Annotated in this window: 15 protein-coding genes and 1 pseudogene; 8 read left to right on the forward strand and 8 right to left on the reverse strand. The window is 45.9% G+C overall.

The genetic code is table 11. From position 1 onward, the window contains the following. The first annotated feature begins 25 nt into the window (after positions 1–25). A complete protein-coding gene (locus QUA27_RS11930; protein WP_333068178.1) occupies positions 26–4153 on the forward strand; it encodes an ATP-binding protein in 4128 nt (1375 codons plus the stop codon). A gap of 105 nt (positions 4154–4258) precedes the next feature. Next, positions 4259–5581: a hybrid sensor histidine kinase/response regulator gene (locus QUA27_RS11935; protein WP_333068179.1), complete on the forward strand. Its 1323-nt coding sequence runs from the start codon at positions 4259–4261 to the stop codon at positions 5579–5581. 360 nt (positions 5582–5941) lie between these two features. Here QUA27_RS11935 and QUA27_RS11940 read toward each other — a convergent pair whose 3' ends face one another. Together QUA27_RS11940 and QUA27_RS11945 are read right to left on the reverse strand one after the other, a co-directional pair. After that, positions 5942–6481, reverse strand: a complete 540-nt coding sequence (locus tag QUA27_RS11940) for a GIY-YIG nuclease family protein (protein ID WP_333068180.1) — start codon at positions 6479–6481, stop codon at positions 5942–5944. Between the two features lie 66 nt (positions 6482–6547). Then, positions 6548–6874: a hypothetical protein gene (locus tag QUA27_RS11945; protein WP_333068181.1), complete on the reverse strand. Its 327-nt coding sequence runs from the start codon at positions 6872–6874 to the stop codon at positions 6548–6550. Positions 6875–7015: 141 nt separating this feature from the next. Between QUA27_RS11945 and QUA27_RS11950 the strand changes: the two are divergent. Together QUA27_RS11950 and QUA27_RS11955 are read left to right on the forward strand one after the other, a co-directional pair. Next, positions 7016–7660: pseudogene (locus QUA27_RS11950) on the forward strand (RNA-guided endonuclease InsQ/TnpB family protein); the annotation flags it as partial. A gap of 344 nt (positions 7661–8004) precedes the next feature. Beyond that, complete coding sequence (locus QUA27_RS11955) at positions 8005–8805, forward strand: hypothetical protein (protein ID WP_333068182.1); 801 nt, start codon at positions 8005–8007, stop codon at positions 8803–8805. A gap of 166 nt (positions 8806–8971) precedes the next feature. On the opposite strand, the gene QUA27_RS11960 is transcribed toward QUA27_RS11955, so the two are convergent. Continuing rightward, positions 8972–9835, reverse strand: a complete 864-nt coding sequence (locus QUA27_RS11960; protein ID WP_333068183.1) for a sulfite exporter TauE/SafE family protein — start codon at positions 9833–9835, stop codon at positions 8972–8974. An 87-nt stretch (positions 9836–9922) separates the two neighbouring features. Beyond that, on the reverse strand, positions 9923–10765 hold the full coding sequence (locus QUA27_RS11965) for a pentapeptide repeat-containing protein (RefSeq protein ID WP_333068198.1): 843 nt from the start codon (positions 10763–10765) through the stop codon (positions 9923–9925). Between the two features lie 420 nt (positions 10766–11185). On the opposite strand from QUA27_RS11965, the gene ilvD reads away from it, so the two are divergent. Next, positions 11186–12871, forward strand: coding sequence for a dihydroxy-acid dehydratase (ilvD, locus tag QUA27_RS11970; protein WP_333068184.1), 1686 nt, complete (start codon positions 11186–11188; stop codon positions 12869–12871). A gap of 107 nt (positions 12872–12978) precedes the next feature. Here the strand turns inward: ilvD and QUA27_RS11975 are convergent, their stop codons facing one another. The 3 genes from QUA27_RS11975 to QUA27_RS11985 all read right to left on the reverse strand — a co-directional run bounded on the left by QUA27_RS11975 (position 12979) and on the right by QUA27_RS11985 (position 16189). After that, positions 12979–13509 (reverse strand): hypothetical protein, encoded by a 531-nt coding sequence (locus QUA27_RS11975; protein WP_333068185.1) that lies wholly within the window; start codon positions 13507–13509, stop codon positions 12979–12981. 241 nt (positions 13510–13750) lie between these two features. Beyond that, positions 13751–15682 carry a sensor histidine kinase gene (locus QUA27_RS11980; protein WP_333068186.1) on the reverse strand — a complete coding sequence of 644 codons (1932 nt, stop codon included), beginning with the start codon at positions 15680–15682 and terminating at the stop codon, positions 13751–13753. A 345-nt stretch (positions 15683–16027) separates the two neighbouring features. Continuing rightward, positions 16028–16189 carry a hypothetical protein gene (locus QUA27_RS11985; RefSeq protein WP_333068187.1) on the reverse strand — a complete coding sequence of 54 codons (162 nt, stop codon included), beginning with the start codon at positions 16187–16189 and terminating at the stop codon, positions 16028–16030. A gap of 99 nt (positions 16190–16288) precedes the next feature. On the opposite strand from QUA27_RS11985, the gene QUA27_RS11990 reads away from it, so the two are divergent. Both QUA27_RS11990 and QUA27_RS11995 read left to right on the forward strand, forming a co-directional pair. After that, positions 16289–17932: a YcjF family protein gene (locus QUA27_RS11990; RefSeq protein WP_333068188.1), complete on the forward strand. Its 1644-nt coding sequence runs from the start codon at positions 16289–16291 to the stop codon at positions 17930–17932. Between the two features lie 233 nt (positions 17933–18165). Beyond that, the gene (locus QUA27_RS11995; protein WP_333068189.1) at positions 18166–19095 is read left to right on the forward strand and encodes a phosphoribulokinase; all 930 of its coding nucleotides are present in this window, start codon (positions 18166–18168) and stop codon (positions 19093–19095) included. A 202-nt stretch (positions 19096–19297) separates the two neighbouring features. Here QUA27_RS11995 and QUA27_RS12000 read toward each other — a convergent pair whose 3' ends face one another. Further along, the gene (locus QUA27_RS12000; protein WP_333068190.1) at positions 19298–19504 is read right to left on the reverse strand and encodes a hypothetical protein; all 207 of its coding nucleotides are present in this window, start codon (positions 19502–19504) and stop codon (positions 19298–19300) included. A 110-nt stretch (positions 19505–19614) separates the two neighbouring features. Here QUA27_RS12000 and QUA27_RS12005 point away from each other — a divergent pair, with 110 nt between their 5' ends. Further along, a complete protein-coding gene (locus tag QUA27_RS12005; RefSeq protein WP_333068191.1) occupies positions 19615–20595 on the forward strand; it encodes an ABC transporter ATP-binding protein in 981 nt (326 codons plus the stop codon). Positions 20596–20729 lie beyond the last annotated feature (134 nt).

Below are 20729 nucleotides of genomic sequence, written 5' to 3' on the forward strand. Positions count from 1 at the left end.
TTATCAGCGCAATTGGTTTACGCCCATGCCCATTTATCACTTCAACCGCCTAACCGCCAAATTTTTCAGCAAGCTTCCGCTGCGAACGGTTCTGATTGTTCCGTTTGTTTTGCAAACGGTAAGTGCAGTTGGGCTAGTGGGCTATCTTTCTTTCAAAAGTGGTCAGGAATCAGTCGAAGATGTAGCGCATCAGTTAATCGAACAAGTAGGAGAGCGAATTAGCGATCGCCTCACCGATAATAATGGACTGTCGGCAATTAATACCTTTCTGGCTAGGCTGCACTTCTCTGCATCGGGACAAACTTTTATTATGGATCGATCGGGTAATCTGATTGCCACATCCACACTAGAAACACCCTTGGTGACGCCCGCAAAAAAGCAACCGACGCCATTGCTAGCCACCAACAGCAAGGATGCCCGAACGCGAGATATTGCTCGACAACTCACCGACCGATTTGGTAACTTCCGCACCCTGCAAACAACAGAGAAATTGACCCTGGCGAACAAGGGCGATAGGCAGTTTGTCCGCCTCACTCCCTATCGAGATGTCCGTGGTTTGGATTGGTTGATTGTGGTGGTTGTGCCAGAGTCTGATTTCATGGCTCCGATTCAAGCAAATACGCGCAATACATTGTGGTTATTGACAGGTACACTGTCGCTGGCGATCGCGATCGGATTGTTGACTTCCCGTTGGGTGACAAAGCCAATTATGCGCTTGAATACCGCTGCCAAAAATGTTGCAAAAGGAGAATGGGATCAACCTTTAGAAATTAGACGCTTGGATGAAGTCGGAGAACTCGCCCATTCCTTCAATCTTATGGCCGCGCAACTGCAACAGGCTTTTGCAGACCAAAAATCTTTAAATGAAGCTTTAGCGCACAGCGAGAGCCAACTCAAGCAATTTATCGAAGCCATACCTGCAGGAGTATCTATTCACGATGCCTCCGGTAAAGTCGTGTACTTCAACGAAACTGCCAAGCATTGGCTCGGCGTAGAAACTATCCCCGATGCGACTTTAGAAGAAGCCGTAGAAGTTTATCAAATGTACCGCCAAAACCAGCCGTATCCAATTGAAGAACTGCCCGCATTCCGAGCACTGCGCGGCGAAACGGTATTCCTTGAAGATATAGAACTTTATCGAGAGGGGAAATTTATTCCTTTTGAGGTGCGCGCCACACCCATTTTCGACGAAGGCGGAAACATTATTTATGCCATCCATGCTTTTTATAATATCACACAGCGCAAACAATATGAAAAAATCTTAAGCGACTACAATCGCACTTTAGAAACCGAAGTTGCAGAACGTAGCTACGCCTTAGCTGGTGCTAACGAACTATTACAATCTGAAATTGCAGGTCGCAAATTGCTCGAACAAAAACTTTACAGTTCTACTGAGCAATTTGTGAAAATATTTGAGTCTATTACAGATATTGTATTGATTTTTGATGTGGAAGAAGAAACTATCCAAATTATACCTACAAAAGGAATTTTTCAATACAACTATCACACGAATCAGATCGACTCCATCATCGAACAATTTTTTGATGAGGAAAGCGAGGAGATTTATTTCGCTCAAGTTATACAGGCATTGGAAGCTCAACAAACTATTAGTTTTGATTACAGTCTGCAGATTAATAACCAAGAAGTTTGGTTTGCTGCTAAAATTTCGCCGCTGTCGGATAGCTCTGCGGTTTGGGTAGCGCGCGACATTAGCGATCGCCAGTTGGCGGAAGCCCGACTGCTGGAAGCCCAAAAAATTGCTCGTATTGGCAGTTGGGAACACGATATCGCCACAAAAAGAACTACTTGGAGTGAGGAACTATATCGCATTTATGAGCTCGATCCTACTCAAAAACCGCTGCCAACCGAACAATTAATCGAACGTTTTCATCCAGAAGATCGATCGCGCTATTTGGCAATGGTGCGCGAGCAAGCTATGTCAGGGCAAAGCTTTGAAATTGATCTGCGGCTGATCCGAAGAGATGGCTCGCTCAGTTACATTGAAGTTCGAGGGAAACCTGTTTATGATGAAAAAGGGCAGTTGATCCGTTTGTTAGGCACTGTCTTGGATATTAGCGATCGCAAACAAGCCGAGTCAGCTTTGCGAGAAAGCGCCCAGGGAGAACAAGCCATCGCCCGATCGATCGATCGCATCCGTCAATCCTTAGATATTGACACAATATTCAAAACCACAACCTCGGAACTGCGACAAACCCTAAAATGCGATCGTGTCGGTATCTATCGCTTTAATCCTGATTGGAGCGGGGAATTTGTTGCCGAATCAATGGCTGCCGGCTGGATATCTCTGATGCAACCTGACGATTTTAATGTGCCAAACACTCTTGTCGAAGACTCTCGCTGTACCGTAAAAACTATGCAAGCCGGCGGTACACCAGTGCTGGATACCTATCTACAAAAAAATCAAGGCGGTATGTACGCTAGAGGCGTTCCTTACCGCATAATTGAAGACATATACAGCGCTGGCTTGAGTCCTTGTTACCTAGAACTGTTAAAACAATTTCAAGCTCAAGCCTACGTTATTTTCCCCATATTTTGCGGCAGTCAACTTTGGGGTTTGCTCGCCAGCTATCAAAATTCTGGACCCCGCACTTGGCGCGAAGCAGAAATCAATATTGGGCTGCAAATTAGCACCCAATTGGGAGTGGCCTTACAACAAGCTCAATTGCTCGAAGCCACTCAACAGCAAGCAGTACAGCTTCAACAAGCCGCCTGGGCCGCAGAAGCCGCCAACCTTGCCAAAAGCACTTTCCTAGCAAATATGAGCCACGAGCTCCGCACCCCGCTAAACGCAATTCTGGGATTCTCCCAATTGATGCAGCGCTCTACCAACCTCACTCGCGAACAACAGGAAAATATCCGCATTATCAACCGCAGCGGGGAACACTTGCTCGCTCTAATTAATCAAATATTAGATTTAGCCAAAATAGAGGCGGGACGCATTACAATCAACCCAACCGACTTTCAATTAAGCAGCCTGTTGAACGATCTGGAAGAGATGTTTCAACTCCAGGCAATGGAGCAACAATTACAGTTAATATTTGACTGCTCTAGCGAAGTTCCCGAATACGTGCAAACCGATCAACTTAAGTTGCGTCAAGTTTTAATTAATCTGCTTTCTAACGCGATTAAGTTTACGAAAGAAGGAAGTATTGCGGTAAGAGTAAGTGCGGTGAGGGAGAGTGAAAATCAGCAAATACCAATCAGTAATTACCAATTACATTTTGAAATAGAAGACACTGGCTCCGGCATGGCTCCTGATGAGTTAGATAAGCTTTTTCAAGCCTTTGTGCAAACCAAAACAGGAACCAAATCTCAGCAAGGAACAGGCTTGGGGCTGGCTATCAGCCAACAGTTTGTCAAGCTGATGGGCGGCGTGATTACTGTACGCAGTGAAGTAGGACGCGGCACCACCTTCGCGTTTGATATCCCCGTCAGTGCCGTTGATGCCCCGGTGACTCAACCCGTAGAGCCACCGCGTCGAGTGATAGCCATGGAACGCAACCAGCCACGCTATCGTATTTTGATTGTGGACGATCAATCGGACAACCGCCAACTGCTCATCAAACTCCTCGCTGGCTTTAACTTTGAACTCGAAGAAGCCAGCAATGGCATGGAAGCTATTGAAATGTGGTCGAGTTTTGAGCCACACTTAATTTTTATGGATATGTGGATGCCCGTGATGGATGGACATGAAGCGACCAAACATATTAAAGCCACCGTTAAAGGTCAAGCTACGGCAATTATTGCCGTGAGTGCCGGTAACGCCGAGGAAACGCAAAGCGTTACTGTATCAGATGATTGCGATGACTTTATCCACAAACCCTTCCGAGATACAGAAATTTTTGCCACCCTGCACAAACATCTGGGAGTGCGTTACATTTACGATGAACCAGAGAGTGTTCCCGAGTCAAATCAAATCGAGGCTCTTACTCCAGAAACTCTGGCAGTTTTACCCGCAGATTGGCTGGCAGCTTTAGAGAAAGCCACAATTGAGTGCGATTTAGAGTTAATTCTGATCCAAATTGAGCAAATTCGCGATCGCAATGACGCTTTAGCTAGCGCTCTAGCCACATTGGCTAACGAGTTTCAGTTCAATCAAATACTAGCTCTCATCCATCCGGAACCCAAATAATAAGGATATAAGATAGGTTTGTAGCGAGTACGATCGTCCTCCTAAAACCCCATCGCGCGATCGTACTCACTACAAACCTATAAAGGTTATTTTACCGAACTAAATATGAATTACGAACCAACTCCCCTCTCAAAAGGGAATATTTTAATTGTTGATGATATTCCGGCTAATTTGCAACTTTTAGCTCAAATACTCTCGCAGCAAGGGTACAAAACACGCACCGCACCCGACGGCAAACTAGCGCTGCGGTCGATCGAGTTAACTCCTCCTGACTTGATTTTGCTCGACATCATGATGCCCGGTATCGACGGCTACAAAGTCTGCGAAGCATTGAAAGCTTCTCCCACAACCAAAGATATTCCAGTTATTTTTATCAGTGCTTTGAATGAAGTATTAGATAAAGTCAAAGCATTTGAAGTTGGTGGTATAGATTATATCACAAAACCATTTCACGAACAAGAAGTTCTCGCCCGCGTCTCAAATCAACTCGTGCAGCGCCAGTTGTTCCAACAAACACAATCCTATGCCAAAGAACTCGAACAAACCGTAACTGAACTCAAGAAAACTCAAGCTCAGTTAGTACAGAAGGAAAAAATGGCTTCTTTAGGTCAGCTAGCGGCAGGAATTGCTCACGAAATCAACAATCCCGTCAGCTTTATCTACGGCAATATTGCTCTAGCGGCGGAGTATGCGCGAGATTTGCTTCGCCTCGTTGAATTGTACCGACATTACTACCCCCACCCCGTTGCAGAAATTATTGGGGAATTGGACGAGATTCAACCGGAATTCATCGCAGAGGATTATCCAAAACTGCTGACTTCGATGACAGAAGGTGCTTCTCGGATTAGCGAAATTGTCATGTCTTTGCGGAACTTCTCCCGCCTTGGCGAACAAAAGTACAAACCAGTGGATATTCATGAAGGCATTGACAATACTTTAGTTATTTTGCAGCATCGCTTGAAGGGAGCAAACAAAGCTGGTGAGATAGAGGTCATTAAAAACTACAGCCAACTGCCAAGAGTTACTTGTTACGCCAGTGAGTTAAATCAGGTGTTCATGAACCTGCTAAGTAATGCTATTGATGCCCTGGAAACTCAACCTTCTCCCCGAAAAATTACCATCAGCACTTCAGTAGGTTTTGAGTCAGAAGCTGCGCTGCACAATCACGATTCAATATTAGCCACTCCAAACAATCAATCCGTTGTGATTAACATTGCCGATAACGGTTGTGGGATGAGTGAGGAAGTGCGCCACCAGATATTTGACCCATTTTTTACTACGAAGCCTGTAGGCCGCGGTACTGGATTAGGGTTGGCAATCAGTCACGATATTGTAGTGGAAAAACATCGAGGTCAAATCAGTTGTATTTCTGCTCCGGGTCGAGGAACCGAGTTAATTTTGCAGATTCCGATATCTGTTAAATTTTAATAGATTTTAACCTTTTAAAATTTAATAGACCCAGAGAATATATCACATAGATTGTACGCGAGCATCTGTAGGGAAACGGCATTAAGCTGTAGTGCATTTAAATTGTATATTCAGGGCGGGCGGGACACCCCACAAGACATTGGTTTTTTTGACAGACAAATTCAATGCCGCAATGGCTATTGGTGTTCCCTTAAGGTAAAACCTATATTCCGTCCGTCCGCCAGGGGTTGAAACAAGTGCCTCAAAGCGAAAGTCCTCGCTTCCGAGGACTGAATAAATTATTCAGTCCTCGGAAGCGAGGACTTTCGCTATAAGCCCCGTGGAATTGATTCCCGCTAAGGACTGCCGGGTGAGCGGTATTTACTTTAAATCCAGCAATCCGCTAGTTTTTAGCTTGGGATTAAACCGGATTTCTTCAGTTACGCCGCGATCTTTCAATAGCGATAAAATTTCATTTTCCACGCGCCGCGCGACATTTTTCAACAATTTATCTTTGGCAATTTCATCGGCGAAGATACCTTCATAATTTGCTGTTTCTTGGGCAGTCATCACTGTTTTAGTATCGATGGGATCGTTCCACTTGGCAGCATCGGCACCGTTACCCTGGGGTTGGGAACCGTTTTCGGCAATCCAACTTTCTCTAATGCTTTCTAGAATAGTGCGGCTGGGCTTGTCAATAGTTTGGACTTTCAGCCAGTAGCAATATTGGGTTTGGCGTACCAAATGCTGTTTAAGGCTGAGGTAAATGTCGCGAGAATAGCCGACAAATTGGAGCACTTTGTCGTTGTCAAAAATCGCGTAAACGCCGATTTTTCCCTGGACAAAATCGGGCAATTTTCCCTCGGAGTCTATGTAGGGAATGAATTCTAAGCTGGCGAGAGATTGAATGTCTTCTGTCATCCGATTTTAGATTTTAGATGTTAGATTTTAGATTTTAGATTAAACCACAGATTAGCCAGCCTTTACCTAACTCTTAAAAACTCGATAAATTGCACAGAGGCGGCTGGGTTTAAATATTTTGGCTTGGAACATGAAATTAGGCGGGACGTTGACGATCGCAAAATCGCTCGATTCGTGATATTTTTCAAATTCCGCAGGCATTCCCTTCGGCGTCTCGCTGCTGTAAGGGACTGGCTGAAAAAGTAACTCGGCAAACTCAATGCGCGAGCATTGCAATTGTAGCGCTACTTGTTTTACAAAGCTTTCACCGGTTAACAAACCGAATAGTGCTGTTTTAGCATCTGGCTCGAGGACAAAACTGCCATCGTAACTTTCAATAATCTTAAGACCCATTTTCTCTATACTCCTGACAGACGGCGGTGAATGGTTATTGGTTAACTGTTGAGCGATCGACTTAATCCTGAATTTTACCAAAAACTTGGGTCTATCGCACAAAGCCCCGTCCTTCTAGGACGGCTTTAATTTTCCTAGAACGACGTGGGCTTGACCCATTGCTACACAGACTCTGATGGTAATACTGTTGAGAATCCACGTCACCTGAGAAAGTCTCAGAAGTCACTTAAACGACTTAATCGTAAACTTTCCAGAACCCAGAAAGGTTCTAAAAATAGAGCCAAGGCTCGGAATCGATTGAGCAGAAAACACCTCAAGGTAAGTAGGCGGCGTAAAGACTTTCCTGTGAAATTAGCAAGGTGCGTAGTCCAGTCAAACGACTTGGTAGCCTATGAAGACTTGCAGGTGGGTAATACGGTTAAAAACAAAAAGCTATCCAAGTCGATCTCAGATGCAGCTTGGACAGCTTTTAGGGGTTGGGTTGAATACTTTGGCAAAGTGTTTGGTGTAGCTACTGTTGCAGTCGCGCCACACTACACCAGCCAAAATTGTTCTAATTGCGGGAAAGTTGCGAAGAAATCGCTAAGTCAGAGAACACATATTTGCCCGCATTGTGGATTTGTTTTAGACCGAGATTGGAATGCAGCTCGCAACATATTAGAACTTGGATTGCGTACCGTGGGGCACACGGGAACCTCAAACGCCTCTGGAGACATCGACCTCTGGTTGAGTGAGGAAACTCCTTCAAGTAAATCGGGTCGTAGAAAGAGGAAACCTAAACAGTGATGTTTAGAATCACCGTGGCTTTAGCGGGCGTGAGAATGTCAACTGAGATTGACCGTTTTGAAGGCAGAAGGTATTCGGCAGGAGGTCAATCGATTTGAGATTTGAGATTTGAGATTTGAGATTAAAGAATTGAAGCATTGACCCCACGGATCAATTCGGGGCGCAAGTTTCATCGGATACAGGTTTTTTATTTCTGGACGGATGAATCCGGCGGCTTGTATCCTGGATGGTTTCGGTCAATAAAAATACCACAATCAGGAAATTTTGACAAATAGCCCTGATTTATTTGCCGATCGCTTTTATCATGTCCGTATCGCCATCTATCCGACTACGACTAAAAGGCTATGCAGAAGATTGAAAAAGCATCATTCCCAGGTTTGAGAAGTGCCCCGAACCAGCCGGACTGGCTAGAATTGGTAGAATACGCCTCTGTTGCTGGTTCAGCGATTGGCACGATTGCTGCAGGATTGTCGGGCCAAATTGTCTACGCTGCCGCCCCCTTAACCGCAGCACTCTCGCTGAATCTCGCCAATCGCCAGCGTTTCGAGCAACAAATGCAACAAAAGGCAAATTCTGCGATTACGGACGTACAGGCCGCAGTAGAACGTCGATCGCAGCAAGTTCAGATACTACCTGGAGAACCTGCGGAACTCTACACCGCCGTCTCTGACTTGCAGCAGAAACTCCAGGGCTTGGAATCCGGGGCCATCGCCGAGGTACAAGCTGCCGTAGCCTGCCTCGAACGCCAAGCCCAGGCACTGCCTGCAGATTCTCAGGAACTCTACACAATCCTCTCCGATTTGCAGCAAAAACTCCGCATTTTGGAAACTAGCGCCCTGAGAGAGCATGATTGGGAAAATGTCAACGTCCGATTTTTATTGATGGGCGAAAAGTTAACTGAAGTTAAAACTATTACGGCTCAGTTACAGGAGCGATCGAACGAAGTAGACTTGAATGAAATCCAAGGTTCTCTGAAGCAATTGCAGGATTTGCTCGATCGACCCACAATAAACACAGGGATGTTGCAAACCGAGATTCAGCATTTGCAGCAGCAAGTTTCCGAGTTGCAGAGGCAAAATCAAGAAATTGTCAAGCCTTATTTGCAGCGTCTGACTCGCGCCGTGAAGAAACTATCAGTAAATTAGTCTTAGACATCTCCAATAATTATTGTGGAACAGGCAGGATGCCTGTTCCAGACTGGCTTTTTGGGAGATGTCTCTTAGTTATTAGTTTTTCGTAGGGTGCAGCGCGGACACCTTCCGGGATTTTTGCGTAGGGGGTTCTTCTGGCGCGCACCTTACCAATTACCCATTACCCGTTACTAAATTTTTGCCACGCTTGCCAGAAAACATAAATCGATAAGATTGCCAAGAGCGATCGAAAAGCTAAACTAACAATACGATCGGGCAATCTCGGCAAAAACCGCGTGCTCACCTGCGCCCCCAACAAACCGCCGCCGCCAAGAATTAACCCCACAACCCACAAAACATTCCCGCGCGCCGCGTGTCCCGCCGTCGCCGAAATTGCCGTGATGACGATGACGCCCAAGCTGGTTTGAATTGCGGTTTTAATGCTTTCTCCTAACAGCAAAATTTGCAGCGGAACCATAATCACGCCGCCGCCTACGCCGAACAAACCCGCTAATAAACCCGCAGCACTGCCGGTAGCAATTTTAGCAAAAGTTGGATTGAATAAAATATTTGAATTATTGGGTAATTCGTGATTGGTAATTGGTAATTGAGCCTTGTCTCCTTGTCCCGCTTCTCCTCCCAGTTCCTCTGGTTCTGCTTCCGCTTTCTTCTTAGCTGTCAGGTGCTTGCGAACTTCAATCAAATAAATATTGAGCCATAGCAACAACCCAAAAGTAAGTAACAGCAAGTAAGGCGGAAATATCCCCGCCAAATAAGCACCGATTTGTGCTGTAATGACGGCGGGAAATCCGATGCCTGCGACTTGGCTCAAGCTGAGGTAGCCCATGCGCCAATTCTGGATGCTGCCAGAAATAGCTGTAATGACGATCGACAAACCGCTAGTAGCAACCGCTTGTACCGGGGCGTACTTGAGAGCCACCAACAAAGGCACGAGCACCGTACCGCCACCAATACCTAAAAATCCAGCTAGAATTCCGGCAAAAATTCCGGCCGCACCCAACATCAATAATTCACTGATAGTCATTAGTCATTAGTCAACAGTTAACAGTCCACAGTCAACAGTTAACAGTTAACAGTTAACAGTTAACAGTCAACAATCAACAATCAAATTTTAAGAATCATTAGTCGTGCCGTCCGGCATAATTGCCCGCCTCAAATCTGCATCGCGGAAGTTAGTTCGATTGAGATTAGCATCAATCAAAACCGCTTCCAATAAAACAGCCCCGCTAAAATTAGACCAGCACAGCTTAGCACGGTACAAATTAGCACCGCTCAAATTAGCTCTTGCCAGCGTTGACCAACTCACATTAGCAACTCTCAAATTAGCATTGCTCAGATTAGCTTCGCTCAGATTAGCTCCAATCATCGTTACTTGGCGCAAGTCTGCACCAGTCAGGTTGGCCCCGCTCACCATCGCCCCGCTGAGAATTGCCTGAGTCAGATTAGCTCTTTCTAAAAGCGACTCGCTGAGGATGGCATTTGTCAGGTTTACCGCTTTGAGAGTTGACCAACTCAAATTTGCCTTCATCAAATTAATGCGAATCATGCTAGCGTCGGTTAAGTTGGCCGCAAACAAATTCGCTTCGGTAAAGTTGGCTTCGGTCAAGTTAGCTTCGGTCAAATTAGCCTTGGTCATGTTGACTTCTCTTGCCATTGAGCCGCGCAGGTTGGCTCCCATCAGGTTAGCCCCGCTGAGATTGGCGCGGCTCAAATCGGTACCGATGAGATTTGCTTCGCTGAGGTTGGCTTCCGTCATATCCACCCCTGCCAATTTCACCTCGCGCAAGTTCGCCCCCGTCAGGTTAGCGCCTTTGAGGTTTGCGTCTTGGAAATTCGCTCTGGTAAAGTTAGCCTCGCTGAGGTTTACCCCTTTTAAGTCGGCCCCGACGAGGTTAATCTCTCGAAAATTTCTTTCTCCGGCCGCATATTGCCTCAGAATTCGATCGGCCTCCATGTCATTCGCCTCGCAATTTTTTTTAAACGTTAGAGTGATGGGTGTTACCACATCATCCCAGATAACTACGGTATTCACTCTGCACGCTGTACTATCTGTAGAATCTTTGCACTGCTTTCGGGACACAACTGTGCCACTGCCTCCTAAAAGGTCTGACAAATATCAAAGCTTCTGAGAAAATCAACAATAGGGTAAAACTCTCGGCGCTCGGCACTGAGTCAGTCGATTTTAGATTTTAGATTTTAGATTTGCTCCACAGATTCATCTGGGAGCCGGAACTTTGGTCTAAAATTATGGGCTCACCACGACGATTATCGGAAACTTGTATTCGTTTTTGGGCGAGCTGGCAGTTGACAACTGAACAACTGTCAACTGTCAACTGTCAACTGTCAACTGTCAACAGACAAAGGAAATTTTAAAATGCCTGAAAATTTGAGAAGCCAAGCTGTGACTGGGGGCGTGCAGCGCGCGCCCAACCGAGCAATGCTGCGGGCAGTCGGTTTTGGCGACGGTGATTTCACTAAGCCGATTGTGGGGATTGCCAACGGGTACAGCACGATTACGCCCTGCAATATGGGATTGAACGACCTCGCTTTGCGGGCTATTGCGAGTGCAAAGGAAGCCGGGGCCATGCCGCAGATGTTCGGTACGATTACTATCAGCGACGGAATCTCGATGGGAACTGAAGGGATGAAATATTCTCTGGTGTCGAGAGATGTGATTGCTGATTCGATAGAAACTGTTTGCAACGGCCAAAGTATGGACGGGGTGCTGGCTGTCGGCGGTTGCGATAAAAATATGCCGGGGGCGATGATTGCGATCGCCCGCATGAACATTCCTGCTATTTTTGTTTACGGCGGCACGATCAAACCCGGGCACCACAACGGACGCGATTTAACCGTTGTCAGCGCTTTTGAAGCTGTCGGTCAATTCAGTGCGGGCAAAATTGACGAAACAGAACTCAATGCAGTGGAACAGAAAGCTTGTCCGGGTGCGGGTTCTTGCGGCGGAATGTACACGGCAAATACGATGTCCAGTGCTTTTGAAGCAATGGGCATGAGTTTGCCTTATTCTTCGACAATGGCTGCTGAGGATGCCGAAAAAGCTGACAGCGCTGCCGAATCTGCAAAAGTGGTGGTGGAAGCGATCCGCAAACAGTTGCTACCGAGCCAAATTTTGACTCGCAAAGCCTTTGAAAATGCGATCGCCGTAATTATGGCGATCGGCGGTTCAACCAATGCTGTGCTGCATTTATTGGCCATTTCCAATGCGATCGGCGTTGAACTGACCCTCGACGATTTTGAAACTATTAGAGCGAAAGTGCCGGTCCTGTGCGACCTCAAACCCAGCGGCAAATATGTAGCAACCGATTTGCACAAAGCCGGCGGCATTCCTCAAGTAATGAAAATGCTGCTAGAAAAGGGTTTGCTGCACCCAGACGCCCTGACAATTAGCGGCCAAACTGTTGCAGAAGTGTTGGCAGATATTCCCGCCCAACCCCGTACCGACCAAGATGTCATCCGCCCTTGGAACAATCCGATGTACGCCCAAGGACATTTAGCAATTCTCAGGGGAAATCTGGCAACAGAAGGAGCCGTTGCTAAAATTAGTGGCGTTAAAAAACCGCAAATTACCGGCCCGGCGCGGGTATTTGAATCCGAAGAAAATTGTTTGGATGCAATTTTAGCCGGCAAAATTCAAGCCGGAGATGTGATTATCATCCGCTACGAAGGCCCCAAAGGCGGGCCGGGAATGCGCGAAATGTTAGCACCAACTTCGGCAATTATTGGCGCAGGTTTGGGGGATTCTGTCGGGTTAATTACTGACGGTCGCTTCTCTGGCGGAACTTACGGCATGGTTGTCGGTCACGTTGCACCCGAAGCGCAAGTTGGCGGAACAATTGCTCTGGTAAAAGAGGGTGATTCGATTACAATTGATGCTCAAAATCGCTTGTTGCAGCTCAATGTTTCTGACGCAGAATTGGAGCAGCGGCGCGCTCTTTGGCACCCTCCTAAACCTCGCTATACTAAGGGCGTTTTGGCTAAATACGCTAAGTTGGTTTCTTCTAGCAGTGTCGGCGCTGTGACTGATTTGGGTTTGGGTTAAAGTAGGAATTTTTTTAACCGCAGATGAAGGCAGATAAACGCAGATAAAATCCTATCTGCGTTCATCTTTGTCCATCCGCTGATATCTGCGGTTAAAAAATCCCAAAATTAACTGCGCTGATTCAAAAAGCGGCTAGCCATCGACATTGCGTCAGTAATATCTACGTCGCCGTCTCCATCTCCATCTAAAAACGTATTCAAAACGGGATTTCCGCCCTGGGCTGGATTTTGGGCGTTGCCGCCGGTTTGTAGCAAATTCAGTACGAGCGGCACCAAAACAGGTATCATCGCTTGCACTGTGGCGTTATTTAAACCGGTTCTTTGGGCGATATCGGCTATTATTTGCGTCAGTTGACCGGCTCCGAACAAACTCTGTACCGCTTGGGGATTGGGATTTGTGCCGCTAAATTGGTTGACAAGTTGTTGAGCTTGTGCGTCTCCCGACTGCGATCGCACGTCTTGTAATGCCGATCGCACGTATCCGCCCAAAACCGACATTGCTAGCTGAGTCGTGCCCGCATCGACGCCCTGGTTGCCGCTCAACTGCTCTACCGCACCGATAATGTTGCCCAACTGATTGGGACTTGCTTGTTGGTTGGGATTGTCGATCGCGCTCAAAATTTGGTCAAATAGTCCCATAATTTTCGCTCCGTACAGTGATTGCTCAACTTTAAATTATAGCAAATCCTGTTTTTTAAGATTACTGAAAATAGTTTTGAGTTGGGTATTATCACTCAGCAAGTCGGGTAGCAACAGCCAGTCAGTAAGCAATCTCATACCATTTGAGATTTGAGAGCGGTAATGAATTCTGACATCAGAGTTTGGATCGTGCGCTTGCAGTTGGATGCTTTTTTTAAACTGCTATAAAAAATGATAATTTTTAATTTTTTACAGTTCCTCTCTCCTCTGACTTTGTTGGTGCGTTACCGTTGCAGAGGGAATTATATTCGCGAGGATTTGGAAGTTTTACCTGCGGATTTGGCATTGAATCCTCATGCTTAATCGGCAGGGCGATCGAAAATTCCGTCCCCGTTCCTACCTCAGACCAAAAGTTTATTGTCCCCCCATGTTTCTTAACGATAATTTCGCGACCAATGGCCAATCCCAAACCAGTACCTACACCTCTCGGTTTAGTAGTAAAGAATGTTTCAAACATTTTTTCTTGACTCTCTGGCGCTATTCCCATACCGTTATCTGAAATCCGCACTACCACTGAATCTTCGTCCAAGTATTCTGTAGCAATCACAATTCTCGGCGAAAAACTCGCTGCTTCCTGTTTCATTGACTCCGAAGCCGATTGTTTTTTTGGCTCGGATGAGCTAGATTTCTCACTTTTTGCTTTCTCTTCCACAGCATCTAGTGCATTGTTGAGAAGGTTAACAAATACCTGGTAAAGCAAACCCATATAACCTTCAACAGTCGGAATATTGCCGTAATCTCGCACCACTTCGATCCCCTGTTTGATGCGGCTGTTGAGAATGAGCAAGCTGCTGTCTATGCAGGCGTGCAAATCGACGGGATGAGGGGCTGCATCATCGAGGCGAGAAAAATCTTTCAAACTTAAGATAATAGCTTTTGCTCTTTCAGCGCCTAGTTGCATGGAGTCAAATATTTTGCTCAAATCTTCTTTGAGAAAATCGATGTCTACTTCTTCGCCTTTCGCGATAACTGCGACAGGCGGTTTGGGAATTTCTGTTTCGTAAGTTTTGAGCAAATCTAAAATATCTTCAACATAATGTTTCGCTGGGTCGATATTGGCATAAATAAAATTGATTGGGTTGTTAACTTCGTGAGCAACACCGGCTAACATCCGTCCCAAACTTGCCATTTTCTCGTTTTGAAGTATCTGGGTTTGTTGTTCAGATTTCAATTCTTCTAGCAAGTGATTTACTTTCTGAATCAGTTGATTCAGCGAAGCTGCTAATACTCCCACTTCATCGGTGCTGGTAACTGGTACTTGCAACTGAAAATTAGATTCTTCAGTCACTTGCTGAGCGATTTTAGTGACAGTGGCGAGGGGTTTGGCGATCGCCCGACTGGTGAAGCCGGCCAGCACTGCTGCAACGACGATCGACAGTGCCATGCTACCCAAAATTATTTGCACCCGCAGCGCCTGGGCTCGCAGCAGATCCTCCCGCCCTGCATCTTCTTGCTCTTGGGCGCGATCGATAATTTTTGCTATATCATTGACCGCCCTATCTAGTTGCAACCCAATTTTATCTCGATCGAAATTCAACAGTAACTTACGTTTAATACTTTGTTGAGCGGGGTTATTTGGCAGTTGACTAATTTTTTTGTTAACTATTTCTAGTCGATACAGATAATTAGATAATAGCGAATCGCAAGTCTTTCTAAATTTTTCTATACCTTCTATGTCTTCCAAATATTTATAATTTTTGACTTCAGAGAGCAACCACTTCAACTTGTAAAGATTGTTTTGTAGCTCTTCGTATTTGCTGTCAAAAATTTGCGGCTTTTCGATCCAGTAATTCAGCCCTTCTTGGCTGTTTTGCATTCGCAGTAACGCCACCTGTAACTTATTTAAAAGCTGAGTTTCTCGATCGATGTGTACTTGATTGTTAGTTCTGCGATAGTAATGAGTGCCCACCAACATCCCGATAGTCGTTCCCCCAATCGCAACACAAAGAGCCAGTGCGTACCCACTGCTGATTTTGTCACGAATACTGAGGTTGCCCAAGGAATGGGCTATATTAGCGAAATAATTGGGCTTAAGTGCCTGGGTCTCTTTGATGTTATGCTCGCAAGAGGTAGAGAGTTCTTGTGAAGGCTGATTCAGATGTTTGAGCTGCATAGATGCTAACCTGTGAATTATTCACGCACTAACAATTCAGTCTAACTTAACTCGTGGCTGATTTGAGAGTACCACAGTGATATTTAATGTGATAATTTTTGTAAATTAGGATGCTCTTAGCTTGCGTGAGAAACCCGGTTTCTCCTTTCTACTTTCGGAGCTTCCAGGAGGCACTGGTGTTACAAAACCGGGTTTATCTGTACTTAATGTTATATTTGTTTGTTAATAAAAAAGTATTGCTAGACTCGCGATCGAATAAATCACCGAATAAATAAGTAGGTAGATGCAAATAAACCAGCCTACGGTTCCGGCGGGTGATAAGCTGTAGCTGAGTTATCGTGCAAGCTACAATTGCAGCAAGACGGCGATCGCACTTGCCCGTCCTGCTGGTGCTACAACGCCGTAAATCGCGCCTGCAGTGCGACATAATCGGGATTTGCGGGTTCGCGCAGTACGAGCCTCTTCGAGGGCTTTCCTTCGGATCGCTTCGCTAACGCTAACGGGCACTTCGGCATTTTAGATTTGAGATTTTAGATTTGCAATGACTGATGACTATCGGCGTAATGTAAAAATCAAAGCATAACCCTTTTATTTGCCACTCCCCTCATGCCTTTGCCGCGCCTGTTAACCTTAATTGCTGCTTTCTGCCTCGCCCTGGGGTTGATTATTGGGCTGGTGAGTTCCTTAACAGGGCTTTACAGTCAAGTTGCGTGGTCTGCTTCTCCGCTGCTGGCTAATTTGTTGATTTTCCTGATAATTGTACTTTTGGGAACCCTAATTTTTGCGCTGGTTTACTATTTTAGGCTGCTGCAACGCCCTCAGAAAGTTAAGGGAAAACGGCCGATTACTCCGAAGGTTCCTGTTGTCAAAAGTGAAGCAGCTTCGGAAAATCTCAAAGCAATTCGGCAACAAGTCGATCGCATTCAAGATGAAGTAGCGCGGCAAGCTTTGCTGTTGAGAGCTCGCGAAATTGAAGCTAGCATGGCTCGCGGCAGCGTTCGAGTAGTTGTTTTCGGCACAGGTTCTGCGGGCAAAACTTCCGCTGTTAATGCGTTGGTGGGGCGGATGGCGGGACAAGTGGGCGCGCCGATGGGAACTACGGAAGTTGGCGAAACTTACACTCTAAAATTGAAAGGAATTGATCGAGAATTAGCAATTACTGATACCCCAGGTATCTTGGAAGCCGGAGTTGCGGGGACTTACAGAGAAGAATTGGCGAGGCAGTTGGCGGCGAGGGCAGATTTAATCTTATTTGTTTTGGACGGCGATTTGCGAAAATCCGAGTACGAACCGCTGCGGACTTTGGCGGAAATTGGCAAAAGGTCGATCGTGGTTTTTAATAAAGTTGACCTTTATCCCGACACCGACAGAGATGAAATTCTCGATCGACTGCGGCAGCGAGTCAAAGGTTTTGTAGCAGCAATGGATGTAGTAGCCATTAGCGCCAATCCGCAAAAAGTTGTACTAGAAGACGGTACAATTTTTCAGCCAGACCCGGATATTATGCCATTAATTCGGCGCGTCGCTGCGATTTTGCGAGCTGAAGGCGAAGACTTAATTGCGGACAATATTTTGCTGCAATCTCAGCACTTGGGAGACCAAGCGCGCAAGTTAATTGATGCTCAAAGAAGGCGGCAAGCTGATAAGGCAGTAGAGCGATTTCAGTGGATCGGAGCCGGAGTAATTGCCGTAACCCCTTTGCCAGTTGTGGATTTGTTAGCGACAGCAGCAGTTAACGCTCAAATGGTAGTAGAAATTGCAAAGATTTACGGCTGCGAATTAAATATCGATCGCGCCAAAGAATTGGCATTGTCTCTAGCAAAAACCCTAGCAAGTTTGGGAATAGTTGAAGGCGTAATTCAAGTAGTGTCAAGGGCGCTGCAGTTAAGCGTAGCGGGGTTTGTACTGGGCAAAGCAATTCAAGCAGTCAGTGCCGCTTATTTAACCCGAATTGCTGGTAAAAGTTTTATTGAATATTTCCGCCACGACCAAGATTGGGGCGACGGTGGCATCGCCGAAGTCGTGCAAAGGCAGTTTCAGTTAAATCGTAAAGACGAGTTTGTCAAAGCATTTGTCAAAGATGCGATCGCCCGGGTGGTCGAACCTCTAAACATTTATCAGCAGGAATCGGAACCAGAGCTAGAAATGTCAGCCGAATTAGAATCAGAAATAGAACCAGAAGCATTGTATCAACAGCAGCAATACGATGATTGGGAAACTTACAACAACAAACGAAAGGATGACTGGTAATGAGGCATTGGGAATTGGGCAAACAGGGAATTGAGAATTGGGTAATTGCGATCGTTCAATGAGATGTTCCCTGAGTATGCTTTGTTGAATTTTATTAAGAAATAATACAATAATTTTACACCTCCGATAGACTCCGGGGAGCTCAAATCAAACCGAGCGATCGGATGGAACATAATTTTGATAAGATTTAAGCTTGATAACAAAATTTGCTATTGTGCGTCCGGGTAAAAACAATGAGCGATCGACCAATTATTCTCGGTATTGTCGGAGACAGCGCAGCGGGCAAAACCACCCTGACGCGGGGAATTGCCCAAGTATTGGGGCCAGAAAATGTCACTGTGATTTGCACTGACGACTATCACCGCTACGACAGAAAGCAGCGGGCAGAAATCGGAATTACAGCATTGCATCCCGACTGCAATTACCTCGACATCATGCAGCAGCACCTCAGCCTGCTGCGTACCGGACAAGCAATTCTCAAACCCATCTACAACCACACCACAGGTACATTCGACCCGCCGGAATACATCAAGCCCAGCAAATTTGTCATAGTTGAAGGTTTGCTGGGTTACGCAACTCGAACAATCCGCGATTCTTACGACGTAAAAGTGTATCTTGCTCCTCCCGAAGAGTTGCGAACTCAGTGGAAAGTTAAGCGCGATATTATGAAGCGCGGCTATACTGAAGAACAGGTGCTTGCAGAAATAAAAAAACGGGAACCGGACTCTGAAGACTTCATTCGCCCTCAGCGCAAATCGGCCGACGTTGTAGTTAGTTTTTACCCGACAGAAGCTGACAATCAATCCGATTTGAGCGTCCGTTTAGTGCTCAGACCGACAATTCCTCACCCTGATTTTACTGAAATTTTAGGTCGAGGCAGCGAGAGTTTTCAACCTGCAATTCGCTTGGGACTCGATCGGGATATGGGCAAACCAGTTGACGTTTTGGAAGTAGACTCGCACGCTACCAGCGACCAAGTAAACGAACTGGAAATGATTTTGTGCAGCGAGTTGCCCCACCTGCGGGGATTTTGCTCCGCCCAAGGCAACCCGGAAATTGGCAAACTGATCGGTACAACTGGTGAAGTTTTGCAAAGTTACCCGCTAGCTTTGACGCAGTTGCTAGTTGCATATCACATGATGAAAGCCATTCACGTGTATTAATTGAGTGAAAAAACTCGGCGGTTGAAACCGCTTAAGAGTCAAACTTTCGTCGGTGGCTCGACTGAGCTTCCCGGAACGTCCTGGGCGGACTAAATAGTGGTAAGGTGCGCAATGCGCACCCTACAAGTAGCAGCATTTCGCCCGTAGTTTTCTGTACATAATTTATGGGCGAAATTGCGGAATTTAAATTATATTATTTGTGTCACAATTGAGGATAAATCCTCAGTGCTGGTAAAGTCAGATTAGCATTAGCTAATTGCTGAATTGGCATGGAGAGTGGCAACTGACTTTGAGGTGCGGGCACCATTTCGCCTCGGAAGTCGAGGATGGTGACGAGCAGCAGGTAGGCAACTGCTAAAATTAGAGAAATCACCCCAGTGATAATAGCAATTATTTTTGAACGATCCATATTCAGAAAAATTTAAGTACAGCTAATATTAGTTTAACATTAAAAAGAGCGATTATTACTTAACTTATGCAATAGAATATAATCAGGTGCTAGTTATTTCTGTGACAAAAATGGAACCTCTTGTAGATGCGCCAAATCCCACCGAGATCCACGGAGCTACCCCTGTGGTGGAAACATTTAATCTGGGGAAGTTCTACCGTACCGGCTTTTGGATGAATGAAAAAGTTGAATCGCTCAAAAATTGTACTCTTACTGTCTCTGAGGGGGAAACTTTTGGGTTGTTAGGGCAAAATGGAGCGGGGAAAACTACGCTGCTGAAAACTTTGCTGGGTATAGTGCGCCCCACTTCTGGGCGGGCACTGCTTTTGGGGAGGCCTTTGGGCGATCGCACTGTGAAGCAGCGAGTCGGCTACTTGCCAGAAAATCCCTATTTTTACGATTATCTCACGGGCTGGGAATTCTTGCAATTTGCGGCGGGGTTATTTCAAATTCCCCCCTCTATTCAGCGACAGAGAATTCCGAATTTGTTAGACTTAGTGGGGCTATCTCAATCGGCGGCAATAAAAAAACAGTTACGCCAGTATTCTAAAGGAATGCTACAACGGATCGGCATGGCTCAAGCTTTGATTAACAATCCAGATGTGGTATTTTTGGATGAGCCGATGTCGGGTTTAGATCCGATGGGACGCTATCAGATGCGGGAAATAATTTTATCCCTGAAAACTCAAGGAAAAACAATTTTTTTTAATTCGCATATATTGTCTGATGTGGAGAAGATTTGCGATCGGGTGGCAATTTTGGCGAAAGGTGAATTAATTTGCATTGGTGCGATCGACGAAATCCTAGGTAATACTGAAACTTACCGGGTTGAAGGTAGGGGCGGTCACTTGAATATCCTGAAAAAATGGATACCGGATATGGAAGTTGATAATGATTTGTGGTACGGTCATTTGCAGGGCGATCCGAAGGAGTTTCTTTCTAGTCTGAGCGGTACGGGAGGGCAGCTAATTGGGATGAATTTGGCTAAGCCTAGTTTGGAAGAGTTTTTTATGCAGCAACTGCAAGAAAGAGGCATTTATTCTAGTGGTTGAAGTGGCGCGGGGGCGGGTTTATGAGATTGTGGGTTTTGGGCAATTATTCTCAGGTTTACCCGCCCCTTGTATCTTAAAAGAGTTGGTGTAGCGCTCGTAACGTCAAGCAGGCGATCGCCAGATCAATCAGGCGA

Origin of the sequence: Microcoleus harperi Pol14_C6 (assembly GCF_036701295.1) — a bacterium.
Taxonomy (GTDB): domain Bacteria; phylum Cyanobacteriota; class Cyanobacteriia; order Cyanobacteriales; family Microcoleaceae; genus Microcoleus.